This is a genomic window from Geobacillus sp. CCR, from assembly GCF_052906625.1.
Window position 1 is genome coordinate 1 of sequence record NZ_JBREBQ010000012.1, and the last position, 15413, is coordinate 15413.

At 54.6% G+C, this 15413-nt stretch carries 12 protein-coding genes and 1 pseudogene; 12 read left to right on the top strand and 1 reads right to left on the bottom strand.

Annotation, left to right across the window (positions count from 1 at the left end):
- Nucleotides 1-126: 126 nt before the first annotated feature.
- The 5 genes and pseudogenes from ACVBDQ_RS07910 to xylB form a co-directional block, all read left to right on the top strand.
- A pseudogene (locus tag ACVBDQ_RS07910) lies at nucleotides 127-390 on the top strand (alpha-L-arabinofuranosidase C-terminal domain-containing protein); the annotation flags it as partial.
- Nucleotides 391-452: 62 nt separating this feature from the next.
- Entirely contained in the window at nucleotides 453-1448 is a 996-nt protein-coding gene (locus ACVBDQ_RS07915) for a Gfo/Idh/MocA family protein (RefSeq protein WP_446663156.1), read from the top strand.
- A 16-nt stretch (nucleotides 1449-1464) separates the two neighbouring features.
- Nucleotides 1465-2511, top strand: coding sequence for an aldose epimerase family protein (locus ACVBDQ_RS07920; RefSeq protein WP_011231367.1), 1047 nt, complete (start codon nucleotides 1465-1467; stop codon nucleotides 2509-2511).
- A gap of 259 nt (nucleotides 2512-2770) precedes the next feature.
- Nucleotides 2771-4108: a xylose isomerase gene (gene xylA / locus ACVBDQ_RS07925; RefSeq protein WP_446663157.1), complete on the top strand. Its 1338-nt coding sequence runs from the start codon at nucleotides 2771-2773 to the stop codon at nucleotides 4106-4108.
- Nucleotides 4109-4121: 13 nt separating this feature from the next.
- Complete coding sequence (xylB, locus tag ACVBDQ_RS07930; protein ID WP_446663158.1) at nucleotides 4122-5621, top strand: xylulokinase; 1500 nt, start codon at nucleotides 4122-4124, stop codon at nucleotides 5619-5621.
- A gap of 43 nt (nucleotides 5622-5664) precedes the next feature.
- Here the strand turns inward: xylB and ACVBDQ_RS07935 are convergent, their stop codons facing one another.
- Nucleotides 5665-6189, bottom strand: a complete 525-nt coding sequence (locus ACVBDQ_RS07935; RefSeq protein WP_138187049.1) for a hypothetical protein — start codon at nucleotides 6187-6189, stop codon at nucleotides 5665-5667.
- A gap of 201 nt (nucleotides 6190-6390) precedes the next feature.
- On the opposite strand from ACVBDQ_RS07935, the gene ACVBDQ_RS07940 reads away from it, so the two are divergent.
- The 7 genes from ACVBDQ_RS07940 (at nucleotide 6391) to nasC (ending at nucleotide 15178) form a co-directional block, all read left to right on the top strand.
- Nucleotides 6391-7425, top strand: coding sequence for a nitronate monooxygenase (locus tag ACVBDQ_RS07940; protein ID WP_138187051.1), 1035 nt, complete (start codon nucleotides 6391-6393; stop codon nucleotides 7423-7425).
- Nucleotides 7426-7500: 75 nt separating this feature from the next.
- Complete coding sequence (locus ACVBDQ_RS07945) at nucleotides 7501-8688, top strand: iron-containing alcohol dehydrogenase (RefSeq protein ID WP_446663159.1); 1188 nt, start codon at nucleotides 7501-7503, stop codon at nucleotides 8686-8688.
- 219 nt (nucleotides 8689-8907) lie between these two features.
- Nucleotides 8908-9309, top strand: a complete 402-nt coding sequence (locus ACVBDQ_RS07950; protein ID WP_446663160.1) for an acyl-CoA thioesterase — start codon at nucleotides 8908-8910, stop codon at nucleotides 9307-9309.
- 18 nt (nucleotides 9310-9327) lie between these two features.
- The gene (locus ACVBDQ_RS07955) at nucleotides 9328-9732 is read left to right on the top strand and encodes a DnaA N-terminal domain-containing protein (RefSeq protein ID WP_042380773.1); all 405 of its coding nucleotides are present in this window, start codon (nucleotides 9328-9330) and stop codon (nucleotides 9730-9732) included.
- 336 nt (nucleotides 9733-10068) lie between these two features.
- Nucleotides 10069-12495, top strand: a complete 2427-nt coding sequence (nirB, locus tag ACVBDQ_RS07960; RefSeq protein ID WP_446663161.1) for a nitrite reductase large subunit NirB — start codon at nucleotides 10069-10071, stop codon at nucleotides 12493-12495.
- Between the two features lie 221 nt (nucleotides 12496-12716).
- On the top strand, nucleotides 12717-13019 hold the full coding sequence (gene nirD, locus ACVBDQ_RS07965; protein ID WP_446663170.1) for a nitrite reductase small subunit NirD: 303 nt from the start codon (nucleotides 12717-12719) through the stop codon (nucleotides 13017-13019).
- 11 nt (nucleotides 13020-13030) lie between these two features.
- Nucleotides 13031-15178 carry an assimilatory nitrate reductase catalytic subunit NasC gene (gene nasC / locus ACVBDQ_RS07970; RefSeq protein WP_446663162.1) on the top strand — a complete coding sequence of 716 codons (2148 nt, stop codon included), beginning with the start codon at nucleotides 13031-13033 and terminating at the stop codon, nucleotides 15176-15178.
- The last annotated feature ends 235 nt before the right edge of the window (nucleotides 15179-15413 follow it).

The following is a 15413-nucleotide window of genomic DNA, read 5'->3' on the forward strand; positions in this document are numbered from 1 at the left end:
TGGCTGTTGAGTGTGTGGTTACCTCAATGATGGCCGAAAACAACGGGGGTGGCAAGCTTTTTTTCTTCCAACCGTTGAAACTCAAGGGAAAACCGTGAGTGTGGAGGATAAACTTTTGACAATACCGAAGAAAAAGAAGAAGTGACGATTTTTGCCGTCAACCGTGATATGGACGATGCGTTGCTGCTCGAATGCGATGTTCGCAGTTTTGAAGACTATCGCGTCATTGAGCATATCGTTTTGGAGCATGAAAACGTGAAACAAACGAATTCCGCGCAATCTTCCCCGGTGGTTCCGCACCGCAACGGCGACGCTCAGCTGTCCGCTGGAAAAGTGTCGGCGACGCTGCCGAAGTTATCGTGGAACGTTATTCGTTTAGGAAAACGATAAGGAAATGAAGGCTGGTCTGAGGGCCAGCCTATCCCTTTGAGAAACAGGAAGGAGGGCCGAAAATGGAACGCAAAGCCCGCTGGGGAATCGTAAGTACGGCCGCCATTGCGAAAGACGTGATGATTCCTGCCATTCATCGGGCGGATTATGCCGAGGTGGTGGCGATCGCCAGTGAAAGCGGGCGGGCAGATCAGGTAGCGCAGGAGCTCGGAATTTCTAAGGCGTATGATAGCTATGAAAAGCTGCTCGATGATCGTGACATCGATGCGGTGTATATTCCGCTTCCAAACAGCCTGCACGCTGAATGGACAATCAAAGCGGCGAAGAAGAAAAAGCACGTGCTTTGTGAAAAACCTGCCGCTTTATGCGCAGAAGATGTCCGGCGCATGATTGAGGAATGCGAGAAAAATGGCGTTTTATTCATGGAAGCGTTCATGTACCAGTTCCACCCACAGCACGAACGGGTCAAACAGCTTTTGGCCGCTGGCGAGATCGGCGAAGTTAAGTACATGCGCTCCCATTTCTCCTTTTACTTGCAAGACCGGGAAACGAATATCCGCATGAACGATGAGCTTGGCGGGGGAAGTCTGTTCGATGTCGGTTGCTATTGTGTGCATTCGACGAGACACATTCTTGATACCGAGCCCGTTGAGCTGTTCGTCCAATCTTGTTTTGATCCACACCATTCGGTCGATTTGACGACGAGCGGTTGGATGAGGATGGAAAACGGTGTTCTTGCGCAGTTCACGTGCAGTTTTGATATGCTCTTTCAGAACGAATACGAAGTAGTGGGCACGAAGGGAAAAATCGTTGTCTCGCGGGCGTATCGACCAGATGTCGATGGCGGTGAGGGGCGGATTACGGTCGCAACGGCTGATGGGAACGTACGCGAGGAAACGGTGGCAGGCGACCAATACGCGCTGCAAATCGAGCACTTTTCGCGCTCCATTCTCGAAGGAACGCCGCTGTTGTATTCCCCGGAGCGCATGATCCAACAAGCACGGACGCTTGATGCTTGCCGCACATCGATGAAAACGGGAGCGATCGTGCGGTTATAAAGGGAGGAGAATCGAGATGAACATTACATACGAAAAGTGGTCCGAATGGAATGGAAACGACGTGTTCTTATTCACCTTGACAAACGACCGCGGCATGGGACTGTCGGCGACAAACTACGGATGCATCGTGACGGACATCCGCGTTCCCGACCGGAACGGCAAGATCGAAAATGTCGTGCTAGGGTTTGGCCGGTTTGAACCGTATTTGACCAACGCCCCTTACTTTGGCGCGGTGATCGGCCGGGTGGCGGGGCGCATTCGTGGAGCGAGCTTCGAACTTGATGGAATCACATATCAACTGGCGAAAAACGAACACAACAACCACTTGCACGGCGGGCCGAACGGATTCCACCGCGTGCTTTGGCAGGCCGAGCCCGTCCAGCGCGACGATGCGGTCGGCGTCGTCTTTTCGTACACAAGCCCAGACGGGGAGGAAGGGTACCCGGGAACAGTTCATGTTCAAGTGGAATATTGGCTGAACAATGACAACGAATGGACGATCACACACCGGGCTCGTTCGGACAAAACCACTTTGTTCAATTTGACGAACCATACGTATTTTAACCTAAGCGGCAACGGCAAGCGTGATATTTTGGATCACACGCTGACCATCCAAAGCTCGCGTGTGCTGGAATTGAATGAGGAGCTGATTCCGACGGGCCGCGTCTTGGATGTGGCTGGCACGCCGTTTGATTTGCGGCAAGGAAAGACGATCCGGGAGGCGGTCGAATCGGGGCATCCGCAAATTGCACTCGTCGGCGGGGGTTATGACCATCCGTTTTGGCTCGATCGGCATCATGACAAAGAGATTGTGCTTTCCGACCCGGAGAGCGGGCGGGTGCTGACGGTGGAGACGGATGAGGTCGGCGTGGTGGTGTATACATCGAACCAGCTGCCGGAAGGGTTGGATCTAGGCGGCGTGCCGTCGCGGAAATATTTAGGCATCTGCCTGGAAACGCAAGGGCTGCCGGATGCGATCCATCATCCGCAGTTTCCGTCGATCGTATTGCCGGCTGACAAGGAGCAGGTGTCGATGACAAGGTATCGATTTAGTGCTGACTAAGTTGAATTTTAAAATCTGAAAGTAGTTGTGGAAACAGAAAGTCATCATAACAAGCGTCGGAATGTAAAGCATTATGTAATAAAAAACGGTAATATCTAGAGTGTGGGGGATCGTATGCCCATCCCCCCTGTAAAACTTCAACTAACATAGTTGTGGTTTTACAGGTGAAAACACTTTGTTTATATGATAGACAAACAAACATGAAAGCGTTATAATGAAACTGAAGCAAATCACTCTCGCTTATGAAGGGGGACTTGAAATGGCATATTTCCCGAATATCGGCACTATTCCATATGAAGGGCCGGAGTCGCGCAATCCGTTGGCGTTTAAGTTTTATAATCCAGAAGAAAAAGTCGGCGACAAAACAATGGAGGAGCATTTGCGCTTTTCAGTGGCCTATTGGCATACGTTTACGGGGGATGGGTCGGATCCGTTTGGCGTCGGCAATATGATTCGTCCATGGAATAAGTACAGCGGCATGGATCTGGCGAAGGCGCGCGTCGAGGCGGCGTTTGAGCTGTTTGAAAAGCTGAACGTTCCGTTTTTCTGCTTCCATGACGTCGACATCGCCCCAGAAGGGGAGACGCTCAGCGAGACGTACAAAAATTTGGATGAAATTGTCGATATGATTGAAGAATACATGAAAACAAGCAAAACGAAGCTGCTTTGGAATACGGCGAACTTGTTCAGCCATCCGCGCTTCGTTCACGGGGCGGCGACGTCGTGTAACGCTGACGTGTTCGCCTATGCGGCGGCAAAAGTGAAAAAAGGGTTGGAGATCGCGAAGCGGCTCGGGGCGGAAAACTACGTGTTCTGGGGCGGACGGGAAGGTTATGAGACGCTGCTGAACACGGACATGAAGTTGGAGCTTGACAATTTGGCTCGCTTCTTGCACATGGCGGTCGACTATGCGAAAGAGATCGGTTTTGACGGCCAGTTTTTGATCGAGCCGAAGCCGAAAGAGCCGACGAAGCATCAATACGATTTTGACGTGGCCACGGCGCTGGCGTTCTTGCAAACGTACGGGCTCAAGGATTACTTCAAATTCAACATCGAAGCGAACCATGCGACGTTGGCGGGCCATACGTTTGAACATGAGCTGCGCGTCGCCCGCATCCACGGCATGCTCGGTTCGGTCGATGCGAACCAAGGTGATACGCTGCTTGGCTGGGATACGGACGAATTCCCGACCGATTTGTATACGACGACGTTGGCGATGTATGAAATTTTGCAAAACGGCGGCCTTGGGCGCGGCGGCTTGAACTTTGACGCGAAAGTGCGAAGAGGCTCGTTTGAACCGGAAGACTTGTTCTACGCTCATATTGCCGGGATGGACAGCTTTGCGATCGGGTTGAAAGTCGCGCATCGCTTGTTGGAAGACCGCGTATTTGAACAGTTCATCGAAGAGCGGTACAAAAGCTATACGGAAGGCATTGGCCGCGAAATTGTCGAAGGAACGGCCGATTTCAAAAAACTCGAGGAGTATGCCTTGCAGCTCGGCGAAATTCGCAATACGTCCGGCCGTCTCGAACGCTTGAAAACGTTGCTGAATCAATATTTGCTCGAAGTCAGCGCGCCGAGTGGATCTCGTTCGTGAAAGAGGGATGACTTTGGAATACGTCATTGGCGTCGATTTAGGAACGAGTGCAGTCAAAGTATTGCTTGTCGATCGAAACGGGCAGGTAAGAGGGGAATGGACCGAGTCCTATCCTCTCTACCAGCCGCATTCCGGCTATAGTGAGCAGCGCCCGGACGATTGGGTGAAAAAAACGATCGTCGCGCTCCGCCGCGTGTGGGAGACGGCGGGCATTTCTCCGGAGTCGGTCGTGGGCTTGAGTTTTTCTGGGCAAATGCACGGGCTTGTGCTACTTGATGGCGACGGGAACGTCGTGCGCAACGCGATTTTATGGAACGACACGCGAACGACAGCCGAGTGCCGGGAAATTGAAGCGAAAGTCGGTCGAGAGACGCTGCTTGCGGCGGCGAAAAACGAGGCGCTCGAAGGGTTTACGCTGCCGAAACTGTTGTGGGTGAAAAACCATGAACCTGAGCTGTATGAGCGGGCGCGGACGTTTTTATTGCCCAAAGACTATGTCCGTTTCCGTTTGACTGGGCACATCGCGATGGATGTATCCGATGCGGCGGGGACGCTGTTGCTGGATATCGAAAAGAAAACATGGAGCGAGGAGATCGCCCGGGCGGTGGATGTCGACCTTTCGCTTTGCCCGCCGCTTGTTGAGGCGACGGCATGGGTCGGGACGCTGCGTCCGGAGGTGGCGGAACAGACCGGGCTGCCGGTATCGGTGAACGTGTTCGCCGGCGGGGCGGACAACGCTTGCGGCGCGGTGGGCGCCGGCATTTTGGCGGAAGGGAAGATGATGTCAAGCATCGGCACATCCGGCGTCGTCTTGGCGTATGAACAAAGTGGGGAAAAAGATTTCGCTGGACGAGTGCATTATTTCAACCATGCTGAGCCAAATGCTTACTATATCATGGGCGTGACGCTGGCGGCGGGCTACAGCTTTGACTGGTGGAAGCGGACGTTTGCCGAGGACGTGCCGTTTGCCGAGATCGTCCAGCGCGCTGCCGAGTCGCCGATCGGTGCGAACGGGTTGTTGTTTACGCCGTATTTGGTCGGCGAGCGGACGCCTTATGCGGACGCTGATATTCGCGGGTCGTTTATCGGCATCGACTCGCGGCAGACGAAATGGGATTTCGCCCGCGCGGTCATGGAAGGGATTACGTTCTCGCTCAACGAGTCGGTGGAGATCATCAAAGCGAGCGGCAAAACGATCGATTCGGTCGTCTCGATCGGCGGCGGGGCGAAAAGCGCTGAGTGGCTGCAAATCCAAGCCGATATTTTCGATCTCCCGGTGGAAAAGCTGAAGAACGAACAAGGGCCGGGACTCGGCGCCGCGATGATCGCTGCGTGCGGCGTCGGTTGGTTCGATTCGCTCAAGCAATGCGCGGATGCGTTCAAACAAGTCGAATCCGTCTTCGAACCGCGGCCGGATGCGGCGGCGAAATACAAAGAGCTGTTTGCGATTTATCGCGATGTATATCCGCATACGAAAGAACTGGCGAAACAGTTAAAGGCGTTTCGGCCGTGACTTCTCTCCCCCAAACCGGCTGGTGGGTTGGGGGAGAAGCATTTTATTTTTCCAACTGTTTTGTGCTTTGGTTCATCTGTGATTGTTTTGTGATCGCTTCGTCGATTAGTCGTTCGATTTCTTCACGTGTTTCAGCTCCGAAAATGTCATCTAACAGATGGGTCAATATATACAAATCGGTGATCGTATCTACTTTGTCCTGTATTTCTTTTGCCGCTACTCCATACCGGGCTTTCATATATTTTTTGATGGCTTGTTGGCTTTCAAAAATTCTCCCTTTCAGCTCTGCTCTTTTTTCCAATTCCCGAAGTACTCTCACCATTTTGATCGCCTCCATTAGTCTTTCAACGTATTTCTCATCGATAAATTTGTCCGACACAGCAATAATCGTTGACAATAAGCGGAATTGTTTTTCTGGATCTGTAATCTTTTGGGCTAATTCTACTGCCTCAATTGCTCGTTCTGAACAGTCTACAGTACTTTTCATCAAGGGTAAAAAGATAAGATTCAACTCATCTCGTTCTGTTAGTTCCTCGTTGTTTTCGATTTTGGTTTTTAGTTGCTTCATTATTTGATCCCCGTCATAGTCTTTCATAAAGACAGCCTGTGTCTCGTTATTTCTTCGCCGTATCAGTTTTTTATCCCTTTGTAGGAGAATCAAAATGCTCCTATACGCAACGATGAAGGAATTTCTTGAGTAAAACGCGAAAGAGTTAAGAAACCGTAAACGAGGATAGGACAACCGCTAATGCAGAAAGAGGGTATTGCCATGTTCTCTACACTTCCCATCCCGATCATTCAAGCGCCGATGGCAGGCGGGGTGTCGACGCCTGAACTGGCCGCGGCGGTGTCGAACGCCGGAGGGCTTGGGTTTTTGGCCGGCGGGTACAAGACAGCGGAGGCCATGAGGAAGGAAATTCACGAGCTTCGGACGTTGACGGATCGGCCGTTTGGGGTAAATGTGTTTGTGCCGGGGGACAAAACAGTGGATGAGGAGGCGGTCGAACGGTACCGTGTAGCACTGGCGGCGGAGGCGGAGCGGTTTGGGGCGTCAGTCGGCGAGCCGAAATGGGAGGACGACGACTGGGCGGCGAAGTTTGATGTGCTTCTTGAGGAGCGGGTGCCGGTCGTGAGCTTTACGTTCGGCTGCCCGGACAAGGAAGTGATCGCCGCCTTGCAAAAGGCCGGGTCGTTTGTCATGGTGACGGTGACATCAAGGGAAGAAGCCTGCATGGCCGCCGAAGCCGGGGCGAATGCGCTTTGTGTGCAAGGGGCGGAAGCGGGAGGGCATCGGGCGTCGTTTGGCAACGATCCGGAACAGGATGAGGCGCTTGAGTTGTTTCCGCTGCTGGCCCGAGTGCGGGCGGCGGTTCAGGTTCCGCTTGTGGTGGCGGGCGGGATCATGGATGGGCGCGGCATTGCGGCGGCTCTTAAAGCCGGGGCGAGCGCGGTGCAGCTCGGGACGGCGTTTTTGCGCTGCCCGGAAAGCGGGGCGCACCCGCTTCATAAACAGGCGCTTGCCGATCCGCGGTTTGTGGAGACGGCCGTGACGAGGGCGTTTACCGGCCGGCCGGCGCGCGGGCTTGTGAACCGGTTTATGGCGGAGTATCGCGCCTTGGCGCCGGCAGCGTATCCGCATGTGCACCATATGACGAAGCCGCTGCGAGCTGCTGCCGCCAAGGCGGGCGACCCGGAGGGAATGTCGCTTTGGGCCGGGACGGGATATCGGCTGGCGCGGGAGCTTCCGGCCGCGGAGCTTGTCGAAGAGCTGAAGAGGGAGCTCGAGGAAGCTTGGCGAGCATAGGAGTTTGGTTATGCGGATGGAAAGAAAACGCGTTCATTCTTCCGAAAAAATGTTGAATAAGGGGGAGAGAAAACCATGACCGCATCCCGCATCGTCTTTCCGCCGCTCAGCCATGTCGGCTGGGGGGCGCTTACGCAGTTAGTTCCAGAAGTAAAAAGGCTTGGGGCAAAACACGTGTTGGTGATCACCGATCCAGCGCTTGAAAAACTCGGCCTCGTCGAGCAAGTGACGTCCCCGCTCCGGCAAGCAGGATGCAGCGTGCATGTGTATACGGATGTTGTGCCGGAGCCGCCGCTTGAAACGGGGGAAAAGGCGGTGGCGTTTGCCCGCGGCGGAGAGTTTGATCTCGTCATCGGGGTCGGCGGCGGCAGCGCGATGGATTTGGCGAAACTGGCGGCGGTGCTGGCTGTCCACGAAGGATCGGTCGCCGAGTATTTAAACTTGACGGGGACGAGAACGCTTGAGAAAAAAGGATTGCCGAAAATATTGATTCCGACGACATCAGGCACCGGGTCGGAGGTGACGAACATCTCCGTCTTGTCGCTAGACACGACGAAAGATGTCGTGACGCATGACTACTTGCTGGCCGATGTGGCGATCGTCGACCCGCAACTCACGGTTTCTGTTCCGCCGCGGGTGACGGCGGCGACGGGCATTGATGCGCTTACCCATGCGGTTGAAGCGTACGTGTCGGTCAACGCGAGTCCGACATCGGATGGGTTGGCCATCGCCGCCATGCGCCTGATTTCTCGCTCATTGCGCAAGGCGGTGGAACATGGAGCGGACCAACAGGCGCGCATCGATATGGCGAACGGCAGCTACCTGGCTGGGTTGGCGTTTTTCAACGCTGGGGTGGCGGGCGTGCATGCGCTCGCGTATCCGCTCGGCGGGCAGTTTCATATCGCCCATGGTGAATCGAACGCCGTGCTCTTGCCGTATGTGATGGGCTACATTCGCCAAAGCTGCACGAAACGAATGGCTGATATCTTAAACGCCCTCGGCGGCAACTCAAGCTTTTTATCAGAGGAGGAGGCGTCGCGCCGCTGCGTCGAGGAGCTCGAGCGCCTCGTCGCCGATGTCGGCATCCCGAAGACGCTCGGCGGTTTTGGCATTCCGGAAAGTGCGTTAGAAAGTCTGACGAAAGACGCCGTCCAGCAAAAACGGCTGCTCGCCCGCAGCCCGATGCCGCTTTCGGAAGACGACATCCGCACGATTTATCAAGCCGCGTTCGCCGGCACGATCGTCGAACCGAACAACGAATGAGGAGAAAAACAGGGGCTGCTTCAGGCTCCTGTTTTTTCTTTGGCTGTTGGAAATAGGGTCTCACTTCTCAAGTTGGATCCCCCTTCCGCTCAAGGGGCGACGTTTTCATGTTTTCTTGATGGTGAAGCAGGAATTTCCACGTCGTGAAGCGAACACATATACATCAGCCGCCGAAATTCGACAAAAGACGATTCCAGTTCTTGTGGAGGAGGGGCGTTCGTGTTTACGACTGTCATTACGCCGCGCGTGTCAGAAACGGACGGCGTCGGCCATATTAACAATACGACCGTGCCCGTTTGGTTTGAAGCGGGGCGGCATGAAATTTTCAAGCTGTTTACGCCTGACTTGTCATTCAAACGTTGGCGGATGGTGATCATCCGCATGGAGGTTGACTACGTCAACCAACTGTATTATGGGCAAGATGTGACCGTGTATACCGGCATTGAGCGCATCGGCAACACAAGCCTTACGATTTATGAAGAAATTCATCAAAACGGTGTGGTCTGCGCGAAAGGGCGGTCGGTGTATGTCAATTTCAATTTTGACACCGGGCGGCCCGAGCCGATTCCGGATGACATTCGGGCGAAATTGCGCGAACATCTATGGCAGCCAGGCGAGTAGACGAAAGGGGGTGAATGTGTGAAGGAGTATCATCTGTGGGAGCAAGTGAAAACGAAGCTTGCGCAAAAGCTGCCCGGCCCGTCGTTTGACACGTGGTTTGCCTCGACGTCGGCGACGGTGGATGACGATTGGCTCATCATTGAATGCCTCAACGACATTCAATGTGAATGGCTGCAAACAAGATACGGCGAACTCATCAGTGAAACCGTCCGCGAAGTGTTCGGCCGCGAGATGCGCATCTTCGTCTCTGTCCACGGCGAGCGGCAGAAAATCGAAGAGCGGCTCGAACAGCGATTCGGCGCTCCGATGACCTTCCGTCAATACGTCACCCGCCTTGAGCGGCAGATGGAGGAGCTGGAGCGGCGCATTGACCACTACGCGCGCATCATCGATGAACTGCTGGAATCCCGTCCGATTCACTGATGATCCCCTTAACGAGCAAACCTCCAACAAGAAGCGGCCTCCGCTCCATCAAGCGGAAGGTCGCTTTTTTATGTTATAAAAAGTTACATATTTCCGACAAATACGTATATTAATCTGATTTTTTATATGATTATTATGTTTTTTTGTTAAAATCGCGTTATATAATCTAACATAAAAAATGCATGCTTCATGTTTGACGTGATATGATGGGCACAGCCAAGGCAAAGGGGGAATGTGAGGGTGATGAAAACAAGAACGGTCGGATTATGGGAGATGCTGGTGATGACGATCCGGCTTTGGCTGCATCGATGACAAGAAGTATGGAGGGATGACGATATGAAACGAAAACTCGTGTTAATCGGCAACGGCATGGCGGGAGTTCGTTGCATCGAGGAGATTTTAAAACTCGATCGCGAGGCGTTTGAGATTACGATTTTTGGCAGCGAGCCGCATCCAAACTATAACCGCATTTTGTTGTCGAAGGTGCTGCAAGGGGATACGTCCATTGATGAGATTACCTTGAACAGTTGGGAATGGTACGAACAAAATGGCATTCGGCTGTTTGCCGGTGAAACGGTGACGGAAGTCGACAGCGAGCGGCGGCTTGTCCGGACCGACCGTGGGCGGGTAGTCGAATACGATGAATTGATTTTCGCGACGGGGTCGAATCCGTTTATCTTGCCGGTGCCGGGAGCGGATTTGCCCGGGGTGACGGCGTTTCGCGACATCCAAGATTGCGAGCGGATGATCGAATATGCGAAGACGTACAAAAAAGCGGCGGTCATCGGCGGCGGCTTGCTTGGATTGGAGGCGGCACGCGGCCTGCTTAACTTAGGGATGGATGTCGATGTCATCCATATTTTCGACTATTTGATGGAACGCCAGCTTGACCCGACCGCTTCGAAGCTGCTGCAGCGGGAGCTGGAGAAACAAGGGATGAACGTTTTGCTTCGCAAGGAGACGGCCGAATTGTTCGGCAACGGCCGTGTGGAGGGAGTGCGGTTTAAGGACGGTACGTCCATTGCCGCCGACTTGGTGGTGATGGCGGTCGGTATTCGTCCGAATGTTGATTTAGCGCGGAGAAGCGGCATTGAAGTGAATCGAGGGATCGTTGTCAATGACTACTTGGAAACGAGCGTGCCGCACATTTACGCGGTCGGTGAATGCGCGGAACATCGCGGTGTTGTGTATGGGCTCGTCGCTCCGCTTTATGAGCAGGGGAAAGTGCTGGCAGAGGCGATTTGCGGCCGAAAAGGAAAGCCGTATGAAGGATCTGTCGTTGCGACTCAGCTGAAAGTGTCCGGTGTCGACGTGTTCTCGGCTGGTGAATTTATGGATGGCGAAGGGACGGAGTCGATCAAACTGTATGACGAAGCGCGCTCGGTGTACAAGAAAGTCGTCGTTCGCCAAGGGAAAATCGTTGGGGCGGTGCTGTTTGGCGATACGAGCGAAGGTCGAAAGCTGTTCGATGTGATCCAGCGCGGCGATTCGGTTGAGGCGCTCTCGCTGTCGCTGTTTGCCCCAGCCGCTTTAGGCGGGAAGGGAAGCCTTGCGGCGGCGATGGCCGACACCGATGTTGTTTGCGGCTGCAACGGGGTGACAAAAGGCGCGATTTGTCAGGCGATTGCCGAACACGGGCTTAAGACGGTCGCCGAGGTGCGCGACTATACGAACGCGTCCCGCTCATGCGGCGGGTGTAAAGGGCTTGTCGCCGAGCTGCTTGAGCATATGCTCGGTGAAGAAGCGAATCGGTATACGGTGAAAGAAACGATCTGCGGCTGCACGGACCTAAGCCGTGAGGAAGTGCTCGAGGCCATCGAACAAAGACGGTTGATGACGGTCAAAGAAGTCATGAGCGTATTGGGATGGAAAAACGAGGAAGGCTGTTCCAAATGCCGTCCGGCGCTCAATTATTACCTGGGCATGCTTTATCCGGGTGAGTACGATGAAGAAGCGGAATCTTTGTTTGTCAATGAACGGCTGCACGCCAACATCCAGGCCGATGGCACGTACTCCGTTGTGCCGCGCATATACGGCGGGGTGACGACAGCCGAGCAGCTGCGGAACATCGCCGATGTCGCGGAAAAATACAACGTGCCGATGATTAAGATCACAGGCGGGCAGCGCATCGACTTGCTTGGGGTGAAAAAAGAAGATTTGCCGCGCATTTGGGCCGATCTCGGCATGCCGTCAGGCTACGCCTACGCCAAGGCGCTGCGGACGGTGAAAACGTGCGTCGGCAAGCAGTTTTGCCGCTTTGGCACGCAAGATTCAACCGGGCTTGGCATTCGGATGGAACAAACATTTGAGCGGCTGAAAACGCCGCATAAAGTGAAAATGGCCGTCTCCGCCTGCCCGCGCAACTGCGCGGAATCGGGCATTAAAGATGTCGGCATCGTCGGCGTCGAGGGCGGATGGGAGATTTATGTCGGCGGCAACGGCGGCACCCATTTGCGTGCAGCTGACTTGCTTTGCACGGTCAAGACGGAAGACGAGGTGATCGAGATGACCGGCGCTTTTTTGCAATATTACCGCGAGTCCGCGCATTATTTGGAACGGACGTCCAAATGGGTCGAGCGCGTTGGGCTTGAGCATATCCGCGAAGTGTTGTTCGATGTGGAAACGCGCCGCGCGCTGCTCGAACGGCTTCACAAAGCTCTTTCGGCGACAAAAGATCCGTGGCGGGAAATCGTCGAAAACGAGAGACTGCAACAAATGTTGTTCCGCGATATCGGCGACAAAGAGCCGGTGCCGGTGGAATGAAGGGGGATGGCGGCGGGCGGAAAAAGTTGATGTTCCGCCGCCTGGATTGATCATGGGTTAGGATCAATGCTGGAACGAAGAGAGGGAAATGATGGCCATCGTCCAGCCGGAAACGAGGTTTTCGTTTGCGAAACGACGATTTTACGTTGTTGTTCATGAAAGTTTGTAAAGGAATGGCCAAACAGGATCAGACATCGATGCAGGGGGAGGACGAAGAGAGGATGAAGGTGGAAGTGGGAACATTGGAACAGCTGCCGAAGCGGCTCGGAAAATGCGTGCGGGTCGGGAATCGTGAGCTGGCGTTGTTCCGGACGGGTGACGATCAAGTATTTGCCGTTGAAAACCGCTGTCCGCATCGAGGAGGCGATTTGTCACAAGGTATTGTGAGCGGCGAGTTTGTGTTTTGTCCGCTTCATGATTGGAAAATTTGCTTAAGAGACGGTCAGGCGCAGGCGCCGGATGAAGGGTGTGTCAAAACGTACCGCGCGGCGGTGAAAGACGGCTTGGTATATGTCGAGCTGTAGGAAGCGGGGGAATGGCGATGACGAACGAATTGCTGCGCTACTTTCGCGCCAAGGAAAAAGAACGGGCGTCAGAAACGGCTGCCGCGACGCAATGTCCGTTTTGCAGCGTCCAGTGCACGCTTCAGCTGGTGGAGGAGCGGATTGTAGAGCGGCGCCGCTACAAGGCGGTCCCGACCGACAACCCGACGTCCAACGGCCGCCTTTGTTTAAAGGGGATGAACGCCCACCAGCACGCTTTGCATCCCGAGCGGCTGTTGGTTCCGCTTGCGAAAGTGGACGGCCGGTTTGTGCGGGTCCGTTGGGAGGAGGCGCTTTCGCTGATCGCGGAACGAATCATCTCCATTCAGAAGGAAGATGGAGTCGATGCGTTTGCTGTTTACGGCGGCGGATCCTTGACGAACGAGGAGGCGTATTTGCTCGGGAAATTTGCCCGCGTGGCGCTCAAGACGCGGCACATCGACTACAACGGCCGTTTTTGCATGTCGGCGGCCGCGGCCGCGATGAACGACGCGTTTGGTCTTGACCGCGGGTTGACGAATCCGCTCTCCGACATTCCACTCGCCCAGACGATCATTTTGGCTGGGACCAATGTCGCCGAATGCCAGCCGACGTTGATGCCGTATTTTTATGAAGCGAAGAAGAACGGCGCTTTTATCATCGTGGTGGATCCGCGGGAAACGAAAACGGCGGCGTTGGCGGATCTGCACCTGCCGCTCAAGCCCGGAACGGATGCGGCGCTGGCCGTCGGCATCGGGAAAGTGCTGCTTGACGAAGGATATATCGATGAAGCGTTTGTGTGCGAGCGGACGGTTGGGTTTGCCGAATGGAAACAGCACATAGAAGCAGTGGAGATGGATGAGATCGTCCGGCTGACTGACGTGCCGGAAGAGAAGATTCGCTTGGCGGCGCGAAAGTACGGGGAGGCGGCCGATGCGATCGTGCTCACGGCGCGTGGCCTTGAACAGCAAGCGGACGGCTATGCGGCGGTCAGACACTGGATGAATGTCGTATTGGCGACAGGGAAAATCGGCCGTCCCGGTTCGGGTTTTGGATCGATCACTGGGCAAGGAAACGGACAAGGCGGCCGCGAGCATGGACAAAAAGCTGATCAGCTGCCGGGCTATCGAAGCATTGAGCATCCGGAACACCGCCGGTATATTGCGAACATATGGGGCATTTCGCCGGATGAGCTGCCGCGAAAGGGAGTGTCAGCGTATGAAATGATGCAAAAAATCGGTGCGGGCGAGATTACCGGGCTGTTGGTCATGGGATCGAATCCCGTCGTCTCCAGCCCGAACGCGGCGTTTGTTGCCAAAGCGTTGCAAAAACTGAAGTTTCTTGTCGTTGCGGATATGTTTTTGTCGGAAACAGCCGAGCTGGCGGATCTCGTGTTGCCTGTTTCCTCGTATTTGGAAGATGAAGGGACGGTGACGAACGTCGAAGGGCGGGTGTGCTTTCGGCCGGCGGCTCGGAAGCGTCCTGGGGAGGTGAAACATGATTGGGAAATTTTATGCGCGATTGCGCACAAGCTTGGCAAGGGCCGCTTCTTCCCGTTCACGTCAGCCGAAGAGATTTTCAATGAACTGCGGTTGGCGAGCCGCGGCGGCAAAGCGGATTATTACGGTGTGACGTATGAGCGGCTTCGGCGCGAACGTGTCTACTGGCCTTGCCCCGATCCGCATCATCCTGGGACTCCTCGGTTGTTTACGGAACGGTTTGCTCATCCGGACGGCAAGGCGCGGTTTGCGGTTTTGCCGTTTTGGATGGACAAAGAGGAGACGGATGAACGTTATCCGCTTTATTTAACGACAGGAAGGGTGCTTGCCCATTATTTAAGTGGAACGCAGACGCGGCGCAGTCCAGCACTGGCGGCGCGGCAGCCGGAGGCGACCGTCGAGATCCACCCGAGGACAGCCAAACGATACGGGATCGGCCCAGGGATGCTTGTGCGCATTGAAACGCGGCGCGGTGCGGCGGTCGTCCGCAGCCGTTACAATGATCAAATTCGCGAGGATACCATTTTTGTCCCATTCCACTGGAGCGGCCTTGGGCAAATCAACAACGTCACATCCGATGAGCTCGATCCGCATTGCCGGATGCCGGCGTTTAAGCGGTGCGCAGCTCGGGTGCGGCCGGTGGTCGATTTAGGGAGAAATTAGCCATCAAGATTCAAACATCGTTCTGCCTCTCATCAGCAGTTGGAAACCGCACTCATCAAGGTTCGCGAGCGGGGAACGCTATGGTGATGGGTCTAGTCAATCGCCGAATTTTTCAATGAATCACGAATGCAGAAAAAAAACTTCCCGGCAATACGGCGGGAAGTAGGTGGAGAAATCGCTTTCATTTCCATTTTAACATAACAAACACTCTGTGCCAAGGGGGAGTCGGGGGAAG